Annotated in this window: 15 protein-coding genes and 1 pseudogene; 10 read left to right on the forward strand and 6 right to left on the reverse strand. The window is 56.6% G+C overall.

Features of this window, described 5'->3' with window-relative positions:
* Positions 1 to 81: 81 nt before the first annotated feature.
* The 8 genes and pseudogenes from BK816_RS08420 (at position 82) to BK816_RS08455 (ending at position 10482) form a co-directional block, all read left to right on the forward strand.
* Complete coding sequence (locus BK816_RS08420; RefSeq protein ID WP_071164761.1) at positions 82 to 1962, forward strand: anthranilate synthase component 1; 1881 nt, start codon at positions 82 to 84, stop codon at positions 1960 to 1962.
* A gap of 2 nt (positions 1963 to 1964) precedes the next feature.
* A complete protein-coding gene (locus BK816_RS08425; RefSeq protein ID WP_071164762.1) occupies positions 1965 to 2585 on the forward strand; it encodes an anthranilate synthase component II in 621 nt (206 codons plus the stop codon).
* Positions 2586 to 2687: 102 nt separating this feature from the next.
* Complete coding sequence (trpD, locus tag BK816_RS08430; RefSeq protein WP_083379188.1) at positions 2688 to 3767, forward strand: anthranilate phosphoribosyltransferase; 1080 nt, start codon at positions 2688 to 2690, stop codon at positions 3765 to 3767.
* A complete protein-coding gene (gene trpB / locus BK816_RS09210; protein ID WP_083379189.1) occupies positions 3764 to 6307 on the forward strand; it encodes a tryptophan synthase subunit beta in 2544 nt (847 codons plus the stop codon). Before trpD ends, trpB begins: the two co-directional genes overlap by 4 nt.
* A gap of 1 nt (position 6308) precedes the next feature.
* Positions 6309 to 7127, forward strand: a pseudogene (gene trpA, locus BK816_RS08440) (tryptophan synthase subunit alpha); the annotation flags it as partial.
* A 324-nt stretch (positions 7128 to 7451) separates the two neighbouring features.
* Positions 7452 to 8201 (forward strand): HisA/HisF-related TIM barrel protein, encoded by a 750-nt coding sequence (locus BK816_RS08445; protein WP_071164764.1) that lies wholly within the window; start codon positions 7452 to 7454, stop codon positions 8199 to 8201.
* Positions 8202 to 8305: 104 nt separating this feature from the next.
* Positions 8306 to 9394, forward strand: coding sequence for a glycosyltransferase (locus BK816_RS08450; protein ID WP_071164765.1), 1089 nt, complete (start codon positions 8306 to 8308; stop codon positions 9392 to 9394).
* Complete coding sequence (locus BK816_RS08455) at positions 9391 to 10482, forward strand: glycosyltransferase (protein WP_071164766.1); 1092 nt, start codon at positions 9391 to 9393, stop codon at positions 10480 to 10482. Before BK816_RS08450 ends, BK816_RS08455 begins: the two co-directional genes overlap by 4 nt.
* 198 nt (positions 10483 to 10680) lie before the next feature.
* Here BK816_RS08455 and wecB read toward each other — a convergent pair whose 3' ends face one another.
* Positions 10681 to 11751, reverse strand: a complete 1071-nt coding sequence (gene wecB / locus BK816_RS08460) for a non-hydrolyzing UDP-N-acetylglucosamine 2-epimerase (RefSeq protein ID WP_071164767.1) — start codon at positions 11749 to 11751, stop codon at positions 10681 to 10683.
* A gap of 235 nt (positions 11752 to 11986) precedes the next feature.
* Positions 11987 to 12364 carry an MFS transporter gene (locus BK816_RS08465; RefSeq protein ID WP_071164768.1) on the reverse strand — a complete coding sequence of 126 codons (378 nt, stop codon included), beginning with the start codon at positions 12362 to 12364 and terminating at the stop codon, positions 11987 to 11989.
* Positions 12365 to 12442: 78 nt separating this feature from the next.
* On the opposite strand from BK816_RS08465, the gene BK816_RS09340 reads away from it, so the two are divergent.
* Positions 12443 to 12616, forward strand: a complete 174-nt coding sequence (locus tag BK816_RS09340) for a hypothetical protein (protein WP_156982026.1) — start codon at positions 12443 to 12445, stop codon at positions 12614 to 12616.
* Between the two features lie 119 nt (positions 12617 to 12735).
* Here the strand turns inward: BK816_RS09340 and BK816_RS08470 are convergent, their stop codons facing one another.
* The 3 genes from BK816_RS08470 to BK816_RS08480 form a co-directional block, all read right to left on the reverse strand.
* Entirely contained in the window at positions 12736 to 13812 is a 1077-nt protein-coding gene (locus tag BK816_RS08470; RefSeq protein WP_071164769.1) for a hypothetical protein, read from the reverse strand.
* Between the two features lie 183 nt (positions 13813 to 13995).
* Positions 13996 to 14532 carry an NUDIX hydrolase gene (locus BK816_RS08475; protein ID WP_071164770.1) on the reverse strand — a complete coding sequence of 179 codons (537 nt, stop codon included), beginning with the start codon at positions 14530 to 14532 and terminating at the stop codon, positions 13996 to 13998.
* Positions 14533 to 14672: 140 nt separating this feature from the next.
* Positions 14673 to 15053 carry a hypothetical protein gene (locus BK816_RS08480; RefSeq protein ID WP_071164771.1) on the reverse strand — a complete coding sequence of 127 codons (381 nt, stop codon included), beginning with the start codon at positions 15051 to 15053 and terminating at the stop codon, positions 14673 to 14675.
* Between the two features lie 310 nt (positions 15054 to 15363).
* Here BK816_RS08480 and BK816_RS08485 point away from each other — a divergent pair, with 310 nt between their 5' ends.
* Positions 15364 to 16236: a hypothetical protein gene (locus BK816_RS08485; RefSeq protein WP_071164772.1), complete on the forward strand. Its 873-nt coding sequence runs from the start codon at positions 15364 to 15366 to the stop codon at positions 16234 to 16236.
* A gap of 178 nt (positions 16237 to 16414) precedes the next feature.
* On the opposite strand, the gene BK816_RS08490 is transcribed toward BK816_RS08485, so the two are convergent.
* Positions 16415 to 18913, reverse strand: coding sequence for an alpha/beta fold hydrolase (locus tag BK816_RS08490; RefSeq protein ID WP_071164773.1), 2499 nt, complete (start codon positions 18911 to 18913; stop codon positions 16415 to 16417).
* Positions 18914 to 19039 lie beyond the last annotated feature (126 nt).

Raw genomic sequence — 19039 nt, forward strand, 5'->3', positions numbered from 1 at the left:
ACCCACTGGCTCGCCGACTCCGGCGGGCCATTTTTGTTGCCCACCAACCGGCCAGCCCCCAAAACAAAAAAGGCAAAACTAATGAGTGAAACACCAGTTAGTTCCCCCAAATCCGACGGGACCAAACCCCAAACTGCGGGGCAAAACCAGTCGAGTGCGGCCTCGGCCAACCCCACCCCACTCGTGCTCACCCAAACCGTCCCCTACCAGGTAGACGGGGGAAACCTGCTAGAAAACCTGCGCCGCGAAGGGCTGCTACCCACCATGAACGGCCGACCCACCGACTGTGTGCTCCTTGACAGTGCCGACATTGCTTCCAAAGCACGACTAACCTCAATCGCGGTCCTTGACGCCACCGCCCGCCTCACCTGCCAAGGCAACCAGGTCACCGTAGACCGCCTCCTGCCAGGCCAAGACGGCGACGCCACCCTCAACCGGCTCGCCCGCGACCACGCCCCGTACGTTACCAACCGCACCGACAGCCAGCTCATCCTCAACTTCCCTACCGGTGACGACCAGCTGGAAGAACAAGCCAGACTCACCCAAATCTCCAACCTCGCGCCACTCAAAACCCTAGCCCAGGCAACCGTTCCCCACGAGCACCTGCCTCTCTTGGCTGGGGTTTTTGCTTTCGACTACCTCGAAACCTTCGAAACCCTGCCGGCCGTGCCCACCGGCGAAAACACCTGCCCCGACTACGTCTTCTACGACGCCGCCACCATCCTCGTCACCGACCACCCCACCCAGACATCTACTCTCGTGGGCGCCTCATACGATCACGAATATCTCCGAGGGCGCATGAGTGAACTCGCGCAAGCCCTCCAAAACGAGGCCGCAGGCTCAACCACGGGCAACGAGGCCGCAGGCGCGTCAGCGAGCGCGGGCTTGGGCACAGCAGGCGCGTCAGCGAGCGCAGGCTTGGGCGCAGCCCCGGCCTCGACCTCGGCAAAAGAAATCGTGGCCACCCCCACCGTGGGCGACACCGACTTCGAAAACCAAGTGCGCAAACTACAAGGCAATATTGCTGCCGGCGACATTTACCAGGTGGTACCCTCGCGCGGATACCGCATCGACTGTCCCGACGCCCTCGCCGCCTACCAGCAACTAAGAGAAGCCAACCCCAGCCCCTACATGTTCTACCTGGGAACCAGCGAATTTGAACTGTTCGGTGCCTCCCCCGAATCATCCCTGCTGCACAGCGCCAAAACCGGGCACGTAACCATCCACCCCATCGCCGGCACCCGCCCCCGCGGCCTCGATCAGAACGGCAACGTGGACCACGAACTCGACACCCGGCTCGAACTGGAACTACGCACCGACGATAAAGAAGTCGCCGAACACGTCATGCTCGTCGACCTAGCCCGCAACGACCTCGCCCGCGTGTGCGTGCCCGGAACCCGGCAAGTCACCGACCTACTACGCGTCGACCGCTACTCACGCGTCATGCACCTCGTCTCCGAAGTCACCGGCCAGTTACGCCCCGACGTGGACCCGCTCGACGCCTTCCGCGCCTCCATGACCATGGGCACCCTCACCGGAGCTCCCAAACTGCGGGCCGCCGAACTCATCCGCGAAACCGAAGGCGAACGCCGCGGCTCCTACGGTGGAGCCGTCGGCTACTACCGCGGCGACGGCGAACTCGACACCTGCATCGTGATCCGCTCCGCCTTCGTCAAAGCTGGCACCGCCCTCGTCCAAGCCGGCGCCGGAGTCGTCTCCGCCTCCCTTCCCGCCCTCGAGGCCGCCGAAACCACCCACAAAGCACGCGCCACCCTCGAAGCGATCGCCGCCTCCCAAGGCCGAACCCTACGCATCGCCACCGAAGCTGGCACCGACGCGGACAGCCCAGATGGCGCTAGCAAAGCCCACACCACCAACACTTCCGAAGCGGCCGGCACCGCCCAAACCGGCCTGAAGGCCAGCCCGGCCTCGGCCAGCAACCCTACCCCCAAGGAGGCCTGAAAATGCGCGTAGTACTACTAGACAACCGCGACTCCTTCGTCTACAACCTGGTTGACCTGTTCGCCTCGCTGGGTGCCGAAATTGAGGTGTATCGCAACCACCTGCCAGCCAGCCACCTTTTGGGCGCACTCCAGCCCACCGAAAAAGAACAGGCGCAAGGCACCCGCCCACTGTTGTGCCTCTCGCCCGGGCCCGGACACCCCACCGACCCCGGCTGCATGATGGAACTACTGAACGTGGCCCTGACCGAAAAACTCCCCACCCTAGGGATCTGCCTCGGTTTCCAAGCGCTCGTCACCGCCTGTGGTGGCACCATCGCCCCCGTCCTCCCCGTGCACGGCCGCTCCTACCCCACCCTGCTGACCGAGGCAGGACGCAACTGGGCGGGCATGAGCGGAGTCGAAGGTGACACTTTCTCGGTCGCCCGCTACCACTCACTCGGCACCTGCGAACTACCTGACCAGCTTGAGAGTCTGGCCGTGACTGCCGAGGGCGTACAAATGGCCGCCAAACACAAAGAGGCGCCCGCTGCCGGACTGCAATTCCACCCCGAGTCGATCCTCACCCGCTCTGGCCCGCCACTACTGCGCTCCTTGACCGAAGCCATCACCGCCGGGAGATAAACCCGCCAGCAAACAGGCACCACAAACGGTTGGGACCAACGCTCCCGCCACCGTGTCTGCCCACTAAACTTATAACTGCCCGCAACCCAGAAAGAAACCAAAATGACCACCGAAGCACCAAACGCCAACCAGAACACCACCGCTGAAGCTGCCGCGCCTGCCGAAAACTTGGCCGCCCAGCAGTTGGTGCGCGACCTGATGAACGGTCAGCGCCTGAGCCTAGAAGCTGCCACCGAACTCTTTGGTGCGATCAGTGCCGGGCAGCTCGACCAGCTTTATGTGGCTGCCGCCCTGGCCGCCCTGCATGCCCGCGGGGAAAGCCCCGACGAAATCGCGGGTGCTGCCGGCGCTTTCCGCGCAGTGGCCACCCCGTTTAAAACCAACGCGACCGGCATTTTGGACATTGTGGGCACCGGTGGTGATGGCGCCCAGTCCATCAACATTTCTTCGGCCGCCTCCTTGGTGCTCGCCTCCCTGGGAGTGAAAGTCGCCAAACACGGTAACCGTTCTGTCTCCTCCAAGTGTGGGGCGGCAGACGTGCTCGAAACCTTCGGTTTCAACCTGGCCGCCACCCCAGAAGAGGCCGCCAAACAGTTGGAAGAGGGCGGTTTCACCTTCCTGTTCGCGCAGGGCTACCACCCGGCCATGCGCTTTGTGGGCCCCGTCCGCAAGGTCCTAGCCAACCCCACCATTTTCAACCTGGTGGGTCCACTGATTAACCCCGCCCCGTTGACCTACCAGTTGATGGGCGTGGCCAAGGCCGACTATCTGCCGTTGGTGGCTAAAGCACAGGTCGCCCTCGGTCGGGAACGTTCCTTGGTGGTAAACGGTGACGGGCTCGATGAAATTGCGCTCCACGGACCCACCCAGATTTACGAAACCCGCGGCGAGGAAATCACCAACTACCAGGTCACTCCCGCCGATTTCGGAGTGCCCAACTATGACCTATCCGAACTGGTCGGTGGGGATGCCACCGAAAATGCGCGCCTGATCGGTGACGTGTTTGCGGGCCGAGGACGTGACGCCCACCGAGACGCCATCGCCGTCAATGCCGCGGCCGCCTACTACCTGACCGGCGGAGCCAAAGACCTCAAGAGCGCCACCGCTAAGATCCAAGCACAGTTGGCAAGCGGCCAGGTCGCCCAATACTTGACCGAGTTAACCGGAAAGGAACTCGCATGAGCCCCCAAGCATTCTCACCCGTCCCCGAACAACTTCGCGTTTCGGGCACCGTCCTCGACAAGCTAGTGGCCGCCAGGCGAGCGCGCCTGCCCGAGCTGTACGAACGCTACGGTCACCTTTCGGCCGCGTCGCTACCCAAGTCGGATCGTTCTTTCGAGGACGCCCTGCGCACCCGACCCATAGGTAGGGGTTCGGCCCTGGCCACCCAAGGTGGGGATGCGCCCACTCAAGGTGGGGCCACGACTCCGGCTGGCGTCGCAACTGGGGGTCCGGCCTCGGCAAACAGCAACGAAAACCAGACGAGCCTCGAGCCAGCGCTAATCATGGAGTGCAAGTCCGCCTCCCCCACTTTGGGGCAGATTCGTGATGGTTATCAGCCGGCCGAGCTGGCCCGCTCCTACGCTCCGTGGGCCAGCGCCATCAGCGTGCTGTGCGAACCCGACCATTTTGGCGGCTCCCTAGATCACCTGACGCAAGTGCGTGCCGAAGTGACCTGCCCGGTGCTGTGCAAAGATTTCGTGATTGACCCGATTCAGGTGCTAGCCGCGCGCTCGCATGGGGCGGACGCGATCTTATTGATGCTTTCCGTTTTGGACGACGAGCAGTACCGCTACCTGTCCGGTTTGGCTGCCTCGCTGGGTATGGATGTGTTGACCGAGGTCGACACTCCCGACCAGATGGAACGCGCCGCCGAGCTGGGCGCCCGCATTGTGGGCGTGAATAACCGCAACTTGCGCACCCTCGAAACCGATCTGGCCCGCACCGAGGAACTGGCTCCCCTGGCTCCGGCCGGCGTGGTGCTGGTAGGCGAATCTGGGGTGGCCCAGCGCGAAGATGTCGCCCGTTTGGCTCCGCTAGTTGATGCGCTTTTGGTAGGTTCGTCCCTGTCTGGCTCTGAGGATCCGGGGCGCGCGGCCGCTGCTTTGGCGGGCAACCACTTGGCCAGCCGCAAGCCCACCACCAAGCTTTCGACCCCGGCAGGGGCTGACAAAGCCGAAGCGCCGGCTTCGACCCCAGCGGGGGCAGGCCAGTCCGACCAGGCGTCCTCGGCCAGCAAACCGAACCCGGCATCCCAGCCGAGCTCTGGCGTGCGAGCCAATGCGGCGGCAGGCGAGTGGACTCCGCGTCCCTTGTCGCAACTAGCGGATCGCACCGACCCACAGACCACCACCGACACCCTGATTCCCGCGTATTTTGGCGAATTTGGTGGCCAGTATGTGCCGCAGCTGCTGATCCCCGCGCTGGATCAGCTGGAAAAAGCTTTTGTGGACGCGATCGAGGATCCTTCGTTCATCGCCGAGGTGCGCGAGCTACTTTCGCGCTACTTGGGTCGTCCCACTCCGATCACCGAGTTGCGTAACTTGCCCGAGGGCGGGGGCGCCCGCATTTTCCTCAAGCGTGAGGATTTGGTGCACGGCGGTGCCCACAAGGGCAACCAGGTTTTGGGTCAGGCACTGCTAGCCAAACGCATGGGTAAGACGCGCATTATTGCCGAAACGGGTGCGGGCCAGCATGGCACCGCCACCGCGATGATTTGTGCGCTCCTCGGCCTCGATTGCACCATTTACATGGGTGCGACCGACATTGTGCGCCAAGCACCGAATGTGGAACGCATGGAGCTGATGGGTGCAACCGTGGTGCCAGTGACCAGCGGGGCGGGCACTTTGAAGGACGCGGTAAACGAGGCGTTGCGCGACTGGACTGCCACGTTCCACACTTCCCACTACCTGTTGGGGACTGCGGCCGGGCCGCACCCCTTCCCCACTATGGTGCGCGAGTTCCACCGAGTGATTTCGACCGAGGCTCGCAACCAGATGCTAGAGCTCACCGGCGACCTGCCTGACCTGGTGGTTGCTTGTGTGGGTGGCGGTTCGAACGCTATCGGCATGTTTGCTGACTTTGTCGAGGACGAGGGCGTGGCCCTTGCCGGGGTGGAGCCAGCCGGTCTTGGTTTGGACACTGCTTCGCACGGGGCTCCGATCCACGGTGGCAAGATTGGCGTACTCCACGGGGCGCGCTCCTACCTGATGCGCACCAGCGAGGGTCAGGTCGAAGAATCCTACTCGGTTTCGGCCGGCCTGGACTACCCGGGAGTTGGCCCGGAGCACGCTCACTTATCGAAGTCGGGGCGCGCCCAGTATGTGGGGGTCACCGACGAGGCCGCTTTGGACGCTTTCAAGGCCCTGTCGCGTCACGAGGGCATCATTCCCGCCCTCGAATCCTCGCATGCGGTGGCTTACGCCCTGCAGGTGGCGAAGGACGTGGCCGCAGCTCAGCGCATCCACCCAGGTTTGCCCGAAAATCCGGTCATTTTGGTGTCCCTGTCGGGGCGTGGCGACAAGGATTTGGAACAGGTGCGCCAAAAGTTTGGCGGTTCATTCAGCCAGGATGGGGCGGTTTCTCGCGCCCAAGCACTGTTGAATCAGGCCCATGCTGGGTCGGGGTCTGACGGGCAGTCGTCCTCGGCCGGCGGCGGCGAGCAGGCTGGGGCGGGCGATTCGTCCTCGGCCCACGAAACTATTAAGGGAGAGGGGAACTGAGATGACCCGTTACGAAGATCTTTTTGCCCGGTTGCAAGCGTCGGGCCAGGGCGCGTTGGTGCCATTCGTGATGCTGGGCGATCCGACTCCGGCCGCATCCTTGGCGATTATCGACGAGCTGATTGCCGGTGGGGCGGACGCTTTGGAGTTGGGCTTCCCCTTCTCGGACCCGGTTGCTGACGGCCCAACGATTCAGGCCGCGCACTTGCGGGCGCTCGAGGCGGGTGTGGATACGGAAACGTGTTTTGATTTGCTGGCGCAGATTCGGGCCCGTCACCCCCAGGTGCCGATCGGTTTGTTGGTTTACGCGAACTTGCCGTTCTCGTGGGGGGCGGAGCGTTTTTACGCCGAATGTGCTCGCGTGGGCGTCGACTCGGTGCTGTTGCCGGATGTGCCCACTCGCGAGGGCGAGGCTTTTGCTCAGGCTGCGGCCGAGGCCGGGGTGGATGCGGTGTTTATCGCTCCCCCGCAGGGTGATGCCCGCACGCTCGAGCAGGTGGCCAAGTATTCGCGCGGCTACATTTACGCGGTGTCGCGCGTGGGTGTGACCGGCACGGAAAATGCCGCAGAAACAGAGGGTTTGGACCAGGTGGTGGCGCGTTTGCGTGAGCACACCGATCTGCCGATCCTGTTGGGCTTCGGCATTTCGCAGCCCGAGCATGTTTCGGCTGCCCTTGCTGCGGGTGCGGACGGGGCCATCACTGGTTCTGCCGTGGTCAACTTGGTGGCGCAGCTTTCCGATGAGGACTTGACTTTGTTCCCGGCTGATTTGCCAGCCGAGGGCGAGGATCCCGAGTCGCTCGTTTCCGCCGGGGCGGTAGCCGCTCCCCCAGGTTTTGCCACTTCCGGCCCGCACGGGGCCGGCGGCCTCGGCAGTTTGGGGGCGGGACAAGCCGGCAATGGGCTCGGGCGGATACGCGAGTTCGTGGCCAAAATGAAAGCCGCCGCCACCCTACCGCAACAAAGCAACGCAGGAAGCGGCGAGGCTGGGGCGAGCGGCAACACTGGGACTGGCACGGCAAGCTCGACCGGCAACGCTGGGACTGGCACGGCTGGTGCGACCGGCAACGCTGGGGCTGGCGCGACCTCGGCCTCGGCCCATGGCGACGACGCTAACGCCTCGCCCACCAAGTAGGACACCCTGATGACGAGCAGGAAAGCGGATTTGTCGGCCTTGACCTTGTTGCCGGCAGTGGATGTGGCTGGTGGCCAGTGCGTGCGTTTGACGCAGGGGCGAGCCGATTCGGCGCAGTCTTTTGGTTCTCCCCGCGATCAGGTGGCTGATTTTGTGGCGGCTGGGGCGCGTTGGGTGCATCTGGTGGACTTGGATCGTGCTTTTAGGCGTGGCCAGAACCAGTCTCTGTTGGAGGATGTGATGGCGGAGTTTGCCGGTCAGGTCCAGATCCAGCTTTCGGGTGGTTTGAACCGTCCTGAGGATTGGGAGTGGGCGGCTGCCACTCCTGCTGCTCGCCTGAACTTGGCTTCAAGTTCCCTGTTGGCGATGTCGGATTTGATTGGGTTCACGGCTGATTTTGGGCCTCGTTTGGCTTTGGCGGTGGACTTGGATGGGGAGCAGGTTTGCCCTCGCGGCACCAAGGAAAACTTGGGTTCGTTTTGGCCCTTGTGGGAGCAGCTTGCCGAGGCCGGTTGCCCGCGCCTGTCGGTGACCGATGTGAAACGTGACGGGGCGCTATCTGGCCCGAACTTGGAGCAGCTCGAGTTGGTCGCTTCCCGCACGGGGGCGAAGATCACCGCCTCGGGTGGGGTGGCGAGCCTCGCCGACCTTGAGGCGCTGGCGCGTTTGGTACCGGCTGGGGTCGATAGCGTGATTGTGGGCAAGGCCTTGTACACGGGCCAAATCAAGTTGGGTGACGTCCTCGGCCAGCAAGCTTAAAATGTTGGGGCGCTTTATCTTCAACGTTGTGCGGGTGCTAAACTTGACGGTAATTCGTGTGCGGCTTTTGCCGTGAACCTGTCGCGAGAGGATATTGTGCTGCTATGACTACGGTTGTTTACCATACTCCGTACCCGTTGAATCCAAATGCTACGGCAGCATCGGGGATCCGTCCCGTGAAAATGCGTCAGGCTTTTGAGAATTTGGGTTGTGAAGTCATCGATCTGACTGGCGATGCGAAGACTAGAAAGCAGGCGTTAAAGGGCTTGTTGCAGGACTTGCAGGCGGGCCGCCAAATCGACTTGTGCTACTCCGAATCGGCGAATATTCCGAACACACTGTGCGAGCCGAAGCACTACCCTCCTCACCCATTTCTGGAGAGCCGAATTTTTACAGCTCTACATCAGGCGGGGGTGCCTACGGGCTTGTTTTACCGCGATGTTTATTGGCGTTTTCCAGACTATGAGAAGGCGGTTGGAAAGCCAATGGCGACTGCTTTAAGGCAGTTATTTCAGTGGGATTTAGGGGTTTATCGTCGGAATGTGGATCGTCTCTTTGTGCCTTCACTTTTGATGGCTGAGAATATTCCAGGTTATCCACTCGACCAGGCGGTGGCCTTGCCCCCAGGGTCACAGATTCGTGACACTAATACGGTAACTGACGGGGTTCGGATTCTTTACATTGGTGCGGTTAGTGCCCATTACCAGAACGAACTATTGTTCCAGGCGGTAGCGCAAACTCCTGGAGTGGAACTCGTAGTTTGTACGACAAAGGAATCGTGGGCTGCTGTTGGCGATAAGTTCGCGAAGTATCTCAGTGATCGGGTCCGGGTCGTGCACAAGTCAGGTGACGAGCTAAATGAGCTTTATGAGTGGGCCACCATTTGTTCTGTTTTCATGGAACCGGTTGATTATTGGGCTTTCGCGCAACCAATGAAGGTTTACGAATACTTGGGCGCGGGGAAGCCAATGATTGCAAGCGAAGGCACGATGGTTAGTCAGTTCGTGAGCGAGAGCGGCACTGGGTGGACTATTCCTTACGAGGTGTCTGCCCTGACGGACCTTTTGGAGCGTTTGCGTGACAATCCTGACGAGATTGTCCAGGTTGCCAATCGAGTCAAAAACGTGCGCCAGGACCACACTTGGGAGGCTCGTGCCCAGCTTGTGATAGACACTTTGACGAGTTTACGATGACCACGGTTGCCTACCACGCACCTTACCCGTTAAATCCGAAGGCAACTTCTGCGTCCGGAATTCGGCCAGTGAAGATGAAACAGGCTTTCGAATCACTCGGCTACGAGGTGATTGATTTGACGGGGAATGCAAAAACTCGCGCTTCGGCTTTGCAGCGCTTAAAGGCCGATTTGGATCGAGGGCGAAAAATCGACTTGTGTTATAGCGAGTCCGCGACGATTCCAAACATGGTGACTGAGCCCAAGCATTTTCCTCTGCACCCTTTTTTGGACCGACGCCTTCTGAAAACTTTGCATCAAGCAGGGGTGCCGATTGGCCTCTTTTACCGGGATATTTATTGGAAATATGACGATTATCGTCAACGGGTTGGTTGGCCTCTGGCCACAATAAATACCCGCATGTATCACTGGGATTTAGCGACATACCGAGCTTTTGTTGATCGCCTGTTCGTCCCCTCGTTAAAGATGGCAGCCGAGGTACCCGGGTACCCGCTAGAGCAGGCGGTAGCTTTGCCCCCGGGCGCGCAGATTCGCGATACCGACACCGAGATTGATGGGGTGCGGATCCTTTACATTGGGGCGCTTGGTGGACACTACCGGACAGATTTGCTGTTCGAGGCCGTGGCGCAAACCCCTGGGGTGGAGCTGACGGTTTGTACGGGTGCGGCCGGTTGGGAGTCGGCAAAACCCGAGCTTGAACGTTTCCTTAGCGACCGTATCCGGGTGGTGCACAAGTCCGGCGAGGAACTGAACGAACTTTACGATTGGGCCACAGTTTGCTCGATTTACATGCGCCCCGACGAGTACCGTTCCTTTGCCCAGCCGATGAAAGTCTACGAGTACTTGGGGGCTGGAAAACCCATCATCGCCAGCGCAAGAACCATGGCTGGGGATTTCATTACCGAGGGCGATTGCGGTTGGACCATCCCCTACGACCTGACTGCCGCGAAAGAACTCCTTGGGCGTTTGGCCGCAGACCCAAGCGAAATTGTTACGCGCTCCGAGCAAGCCAAAGTGGTGCGCCAAAACCACACTTGGGAGGCCCGCGCCCAGTTCGTGATCGATACGCTGCCCGTGATTAACAAGTAGCCGAAGCCGGCCTCGGCCCCTGAGATTTTCTTGTTTTAACGCCCCCAAGGAGTGATTCCTCTGGGGGCGTTAAGTCTGCGTTTACGGGGCATGCGAGCTAACTTTTCTTGGGTTTGTCGACCCGAACCTAGCCGAATGCCCAGCCAGTTCAGCCGCTTAGCCAGATGGTTCAGCCGCGTGCCCGAACAGTTCAGCCGCTTAGTCGCGGGCGTGTTCGATTAGTACTCGTACGACTTTGTCGGCGGCGTGCCCGTCACCGTAGGGGGCTTCTTGGGTGTCCTGGGGTCGAGGCCGCCCCGCAGCTTCAACTAGCTCCTCCCCCGGATTGACGAGGACGTTCCAGCCTAGTTGCACGGTTTCTACCCATTCGGTTTCAGTGCGCACAGTGGTGGTGGGCACGCGCAGCAGGAAGGCTTCTTTTTGAAGGCCACCGGAGTCGGTGATGACACCGCGGGCGTGCATGGCTGCGGCCACCAGGTCTGGGTAGGCCAGGGGTGCGTGGGTGTGTAGGTTACCGCGTTCAATTTCGAGGCCGTGTTCTTGGGCCTTCGCGACGAGGCGTGGGTGGGCCACGATCACTACCGGGTGGTCGACTTTTCCAAGCGAATCGAGGACGGCCTCAAGTTGTTCCTTGCTGTCAGTGTTGGCTGGCCGGTGGATGGTGGCAAGCGAGTATTCGCCGGCTTTGAAACCAAGTTCCTCGGTGATGGGCGAGGGCTTGTCTTTGACGGCATCCCGGGTGGTGAACAGGACGTCGGTCATTACGTCGCCCACAATCACGGTGCGGTCTTTAAGCCCTTCGTTGGCCAGATGGGTGGCCCCGACCTCGGTCGGCGAAAGTAGCAGGTCCGCGCAGTGGTCGGTGAGCACTCGGTTGTGTTCCTCGGGCATGTCACGGTTGAAGGAGCGCAGACCGGCCTCGAGGTGTGCGACGGGGAAATGCAGTTTGACTGCGGAAAGGGCGGCGGCGAGGGTGGAGTTCGTGTCGCCATAAACTAGCACCCAGTCGGGCTGGTGTTTGATGAGAACATCGTCCATGGCAGCCAGCATGGCACCAGTTTGGTGACCGTGGGAGCCAGAGCCAACCCCAAGATGCTCGTCAGGTGCGGGGATCTGCAAATCTTGGAAGAAAACGTCGGAAAGCATCGGATCATAGTGCTGGCCAGTGTGCACAATAATGTGTTCTACGCCGGCGCGCTCACAAGCATGAGCAATCGGTGCAAGCTTCACAAACTGGGGGCGCGCCCCTACCACGGAAAGAATTTTCACGAGCCTATTTTAGCCCCAGTCCCCAAATCGAGTTAGTCGAGACCGGCCGAGGGCGATGCGTCCTCAGCGGGCGCGGGCTCGATGGGGGTGCCTCCTCGGGGTGCGATGCGGGTGCCTCCTCGGGGTGCGATGCGGGTGCCGCGTCCTCGGGGTGCGGGGGCGTGCTCATCCTCAGGAATCAGGGCGCGATGCGGGTGTCGTCCTCGTCCTGTTCACATCCACACGCGGACTATGGCTAATTGAGCCGGGAACCGTCCTCGGAAAGCGGTGGTTTTACGCTGGTCTGTTTCTTGGCCTCTTGTTGTTTGCGGCTTTTTTCTCGTTTGAGGGCGAGGGTTGCCTGAGCGATGTTGGCCTCGGTGTGCCGGCGGCGGTATTCCTTGATTTCTTCCGCGGTGGGGTTGGGAATGTCGTCAAGCGGATAGAGTTCGTCGAGGGTTTTCGGCTCCGTTTTTGGTTTCAGATAGTAACCGGCAATTAGCAGGATGATGGCCGGCACGAAGAAGAGGAAGAACCAGCTTTCGCGGTCGACAAAGTAGTACAGGATGGTGGCAATGAACAGGCTCAGCCCACCGATGGAGCTGATAATGGCGGCAAGCTTTTTCTGGGTCATGCTTCCTCCAAAGGATTGTTATCTAGGTTAACCATGATACCAAATGTTCCTCAGGCCACATTTTGCTACTCTGTTTGCATGAACGAGTCGGAGGGGCTAATGCTGTTGCTGTTCATCCGCGGTGACAAGCTACTTTGTCTTGAGGGCGCTCCCACCAGCGATGAGGAGCCTTACCCCGAGTTCCCACCTCCAGCGCAGATCGAGTTCTTCGGTAACCTGGCCGAGCCGGTGACCTTCGAGGAGGGCGATTAATATCCAGCCTTTTCTCGCTGCCGGCATTTTCAACGTTTTCTAATGACAGCTAAAACCGTTGACGGGTAACCAAAATAGTTAGCGCGTCAACGGCTTTAGGCAGGATTTCGAGGTTCGTATTATTTTTCAGCCTCGGTTTCTTCGGACTTGCTGGGGGTACTAAATAGCATTTTGCTTGCTACGCCACCAAGACCAGATGCAACTCCCATTACCCCCTTGGTTGCGACATTTAGCGCCGCGTTACCAGCGTGTAGGGATTGCGAGGCAACCCGAGAAACTACGCCTTCTTCTTCTGGTTGTTGTTCGGCTGCTAGGTCTAACTGCTTAAAGGCTTCTAGGTATTTTGCTGATTCACCGAAAGGTGGCGGGTTTTTCCGCAGGTGTTTTTGTAGTCGATAGGCTTGGCTTCGCAGTGACACAAGGGTTAGACCACCGGAGATTGCACCTCCCAATAATGGCACGGCTTTAGTTAGGCCTTTAGCGAGGGAATCTTTTGTCACTTTGATTCCAACCAGTTTTAGGGTTTGTTTTACTGGCTGGTACCAGACTGTTTTGGTTAGAGCTTGCTTGGCGATTTGATGTTGGATGGCTGGCCGAGCTACCGAGTTAGCGAAAGTAACTAGGCTGTTTGAGGCACCCGCGACTCCCATCATTACCCCAAGGAAAGATGCCAAAAGCCCAAGAGTTTGATCATCAACATCATCTAGTTGTTTGAGAAATTCTTTCCAGCCATATAAGTAGGCTAGTTTTTGCATGACTCGGAACGCGTGTACATAGTATTGCATCACGTCACCTGGGATGGTTGCGGCCATGGCAAAACCACCGGGAAGACCAGCAAAGAAGGAAATCGAGGCAGACTTTTTGGTTTCGAAGCCGATAGTGTCTTCTGCGAGTTGGTCAAGAATCTCCGGGTCAACTCCCGCATCGAAAGGGGTAGAGTCGACTGCTTCTTTAATTACTGCTTTTGAGACCCCTAGACGGTGTAGCTCTTGCGTTAGGAACTTGTCACGTTCGATTTTCACGCCACGAAGTCGAATGATTTTCTTTAAAAACTCTGTTGCGAAAGCAACCGCTTCGGCGTCTTGTTCAGCAGTGAGTTCAGAAAGTTCCGTAACGGGATTCTCGGCAAGAGATTCTACGAGCTTGTTTTCTGCCTCTACTAGAGCGCGATCTTCATTTTCAGGATTTTCAGCCATCTTTTTCTCCCGGTAAGCGACATCTTTGCCGCACGTTTTATGAGTAAAAAATAGCCCATTAGAAGCCAGAGGACAAGTTAATCCTATTATCAGACTTTAAAGCGTGATTTTTCCGCATAGTTTTGCGCTTATCCGGCGTTCAGAGACCTTATATTTTGCGATTTTTTGTTCAAGTTATCGTCTTTATTTTTGGTTGAACGCGGCTTGCCCCGGGTTTTCGAGGGCGCGGGCGACGACTCGGGTGAAGCGGGCGTTCATGGGTGGGAGCTGGTCGGCTCTAACGAAGTGGCATTCTGTGTTTTCTCCATCGGCTGGCCAGGGGGTGACGCCCTCGGATTGTTTCGTAACGAGGAAGCTGAATGCTAGGTCGAGGTAGATAGTTTCGTCCCCGTTGGCGTAGGTGATGGGGCCAACCACCTCGGTCGATAGGAGTCGCTGGCCGAGGGCGTGGATCCCAGTTTCTTCAAGGGTTTCGCGAGCACCGGCAACGGCTGGTTCTTCCCCCGGGTCGATGATGCCGGTGACCGGAGTCCAGTGGCCATTGTCGGCTCGGCGCACGACCAGCACTTCCCACTCGGCGGGGTTCAACGGTCCGTCGGGCAGCGCCTCGGCGGTGGTGCCGTCCGCTGGGCGTAGTACCACCGCAGTCACACCGGGGAGCCAAAGTTGGGCGTGACCAATCTGCTCACGAAGTTCAAGAATAAAATCAGGGGTTGCCATAGGGTGATTTTATCGCAAGAAAAACGCTAACCGACAAGCAAAGTTGCAGATCAAAAGAAACCACCAACACGAATCTTCAATCCAACAGACAGCACAAGCTAGTGGTCACGATTTCCCGAAGAGAAAAGAAGTACAGGTTTCTATTCACCTGCAAAACCTGAGCGACCGTTATTATCATTCGGTTCTTCCGTTAGGCTATTGCCAGCTTCATCCGCAGCTTTGCTACTTTGGAGCCGTAACAATTTTGTTGTGTACCATGCCCAAATGAACAAGAGCGAACCAACAGCAAGACTTATCAGAAAAAATAGAAAATATAACGTCCGGGACTGATCACATTGTCCCGCAAAATCTGTTCTGACATTGCTAAAACTCGTTGTCAGATCATGCACCTCAGCGGCATCTGACGGAATCAATACAGAGCCGCAGGAAACACCCTGATAGCTAATCGGAATTAATCCGATGATTACTGCGACAATCACCAAAACTACGCCAACAACTTTTGCTAGTTTTAAATTTTTCATTTCCCCGTCCCATGATCAAAAGTAAAGACAAATAGATAATAAGCCACAGAAAGAAAATCAGTCTGAAGAAAACCTGAAAAGTACCGCTCTTCCTCAGGGGAAAGGAGTACTCCCTTCAGGAAGAATCTGCGTCTGCAGGTATTTCAGGTTTTAGTATCCGACGATTTTGTCTGATCGCGAGCTATGTGTCTTGCTCATAAATCCGGTTGGGGCTATTATCGAATTGTGCACGGCATGGTTGCCGTTTCACCTTCTGGCGTTGATGTGATCCGCCGAAAAACTAACCCTACAAAAATGAAAGCGAAAAGCGATGTTTGATGAAAATATCGCCCAGTCGCTAGTTAGCGCCTATTTTGAGGGCGCTATTAGTGCTGGGCTGGAATGGTGTAATTTACCGGATTTGGACCTGGACGAGGTCACTGTTGGTGACGTGGTCCATGCTGGTTTCAAAGTTTTGTATCGCCGAGCGAGTCTTCGCGAGTATAACGATGTGCATCCGATGGATCGGGAACCGAACCTGTTGCAGTTGCGTAGTCGCGTGCCCGAGGGCGGGTCCACCCCGTTGGAACAGATTGCGTTGGCTTTGCTAGACGAGTGGTTTGACTGGTGGGCCGAGGACGTCCTCGATAGGTGGGAGACTCTGCTGTATAAGTCGAAGCCAGTACCGGGTTGGATGTGGCAGATGGTTTGCCTACTGCCCGAGTCTGACAGGCGCACCCAGTTGCTGGCGGATTTTGAGGCGCATAATCGTCCCACCTTAGAAGACTATGCCGGTTGGTATGTGTTTGGTTCACAGTTTTCCAACTTCGAACAGTTGAATCGCCCACTGATCGCCATTAGTTTGGCGCACTATCTGCCAGATTTGGTGGCACGTTTTTCGTTCGAGGAACTGCTCACCCCCAAACGGGTGTTGGAACTGTATTCGCAAGGTAAATTGACCCAAGACGAGGCAATCGATTATTGCGCCTGCTACCCATATTTGGGGATCCCACCCACCCCATTGTGTGAGTCCTTCCAAGACACCCCAAGAGAAGGATCATCCTTTGATATTCACACCGGAGGGAAGGACGTGGTCACCAGCGAATTCTACTGCAAATTCCTGGATCGCTTAGGTGCGTTCAACGCTAAAAAGAAGCAAAATCCCACGGACTACCGGGTGATTTCTAGGCCGCTTGTGCCCTAAAGATCACTAGGCAAATGCCCCTTTCAGGTTCAAATGCTACAGATTTGCTTACTAAACGTGGCTCGATCGACCTTTTAGAAAGCGATTAAAGCAAAGAAGTTGGGGCTACCTGAAATGTAGCTTTACCACATTAGGTAACCCCAACTTGTTTTAGCTAGAAGCTAGTTTCAAACCTTATCTAGCTATTTTGCTTTTCGCGCTTCCGACCAGCATAGATTGCTCCCCCACCAAGTAGGGCCAGAATCGAAGCGGCAATCAAAGCTTGTTCCGAACCATTCGCGCCAGTGTCAGCCAACTTCGAATTATTCTTCACTTGCTTCTTATCTGATGGCTTCACGGATTTGTCAGCAGGCTGCGACTTTTTATCCTTGTTTACAGCGGCAGCAGGCTTCTTAACCGTTGGCTCACCCTTCTTAGGGACGGTCCGAACAATGTTCGGTTCTGAAGGCAAAGGCTTAATCACCAAACCGTCAGAATCATCCTTCTCAGGATTACCCACGTCTGGTTCTACCGAAGGTTCAGCGGTTGGTTCAGCACTTGGTTCTACCGTTGGTTCCACCGAGGGCTCTGCAGTTGGTTCAACACTTGGTTCCGCTGAAGGCTCAGCAGTTGGTTCAAGGGTAGGTTCAGCCGTTGGTTCGACCGAAGGCTCTGGTGATGGCTCTACAGAAGGTTCAACAGTTGGTTCCTCGGTCGGCTCAGTAGTCGGCTCAGCACTTGGTTCAACCGTCGGTTCTGCGGAAGGTTCAACAGAGGGTTCCACGGTTGGCTCGGCAGACGGTTCAGCTGTTGGCTCAGCAGACGGTTCTGGTGTCACTGCCGAACGGTAGGATTTAACCGTACATGCCTTGTCTGTGGTTCCTTCAGGTGGAAGCTGACCCGTGGTTAGATAGTCGGTGATCATTTTGGTTGCGCACTGTTTACGCTGGAAAACGATGTGACCGGTATTTTCAACGCTCAACAAACGTCCCTTAATAGCTTTTGCCATAACTGGGGCATTTTCATAACTAGTGGCACCATCCAATCGATTACTGGCTACCAACATTTCAGGAAGATTATCTAGATCATGTCCCGCCGGAAGGTTACCTTCAAACGGCCATACGTCACACGAGTTAACGCTTCCAGCTTGATTGTAGGGAGCTCCCGGATCAACGAATGGGGCAACCTCAAAATACATTTGCTCGACTCGACGACCATTATCTGCATCCATAGCGGCAGGATTAGCTTTATCAGCACAAGAGATAGTGGTATATGCAGCTCTACCAAAGTTTCCCGGATTAGCGTAACGTGAGTACAAACGATCGAGTTTCCACTTTGCACTCCAGTAAGCTTCTTCATTGCGTGTGGCTAAAGTATCTAGGCTATCGTTTAGCATCTTCCAAGTATCAGGATCGTTGCTATACATTGCTCCACGAACCGCGGTAGCCAAGTACCAATAGCCAAAATGCACATTTTCATGATTCAACGGCTCACTAGTGAATCGTCGAAGTAAGTTTTGGATTTGTTTCGTTGCTAATGAAAGCTTTGGGGAATCATCCGCTAGATCACCATCATGTGGTTGTAATTCCTTCCGCTTTAACACGCAATCATCCTGCTTATTACACCATTTGGCAAACTCTTCAAAGGTCTCCTGGAAACCTTTTCCTTGCGAAATGTAATGTGCATTCAAAGCACGAAGTTGTGCATCGGTTAGATTAGTCTTTTTATCAGCTTCCGAGGGGGCATTTCCTTCATAAATGTTCAGATTAGAGTCGAAAACCATTCGACCAGTGTTTTGTGGGAACTGCCGCGCATATTCATACCCGAGTCGCGTACCATAAGACATCCCCAAGTAGTTTAGTTTTTCGTCCCCAATAACGCTACGCAAAACATCCATGTCTCGAGCAGCGTTCACAGTTCCCAGATTCTTCAAGAACAGCTTTCGCTGGTTCGCATCAAACCCTAAAGCTTTTCCAGAATAATCTAAGCAATCTTTGACGTAACGCTTACTACCTTGAATATCATTCTGGGTGGCCTTTTGAGGATCTTTCTCCATGGGCTCCACGGTCCCACTATTTGATGGAAATTCCGTCTCATCACACTGGGAGAATGGAAGCGAACCACCAACGGAATCAGTATAGTAACGATAATCCTCGTCACTCATAGTGCCACGAGCCGAAATGGCGACTAAATCATAGTCCCTATTCAAAGCGGCATAGTCTTTATCGTCGGTCCAAGAGTACAAATAGGCCGAGGAGTCAGCCCCAGGTCCACCATAATTGAATACGATCGATCCTTTAGACTTCCCCGAAGTTGCTAAATGACGATAATACGAAAGTGCAATATTTCCCGCACTAGGGTTCGAATAATCGATTGGCACAATCAACCAGCCACATTCTTGTTTATTATCTTTGACGGCAAAACAAGAATCCGAAAGCCCAGTAATCTTTTGCGAATAGTATTTTTCAAGCCCTTTCGGAACAGCCCCGATAGCTTTTCCACCAGTCAAAGGCTGGCCAATCCGATAGGTACCGTCAGATTGCCTGAAAACCTTTGCACCGTGCGGAAACGCCCAAATAGCGTTCTTCACAGGATCTTCTTTAACGGTCTCAGCGCTTGCGTTTTGCGCACCAACCATAGCAAGGGTGGAAGAAAGCGCTAGTACTAGCGCGCCACTTAGCATCCGTCTATTCAACATAGGCATCCCTTCATAGACAAACATATAAATGCCAACAGGGAAATAATAACAACTATTCTTAAGTGTGGCTCGCTCACTCTAATTTTTAGTCCGCAAGTCAAAATAACCGGAACTACCAATGCATCT

Source organism: Boudabousia tangfeifanii, assembly GCF_001856685.1.
GTDB lineage: Bacteria > Actinomycetota > Actinomycetes > Actinomycetales > Actinomycetaceae > Boudabousia > Boudabousia tangfeifanii.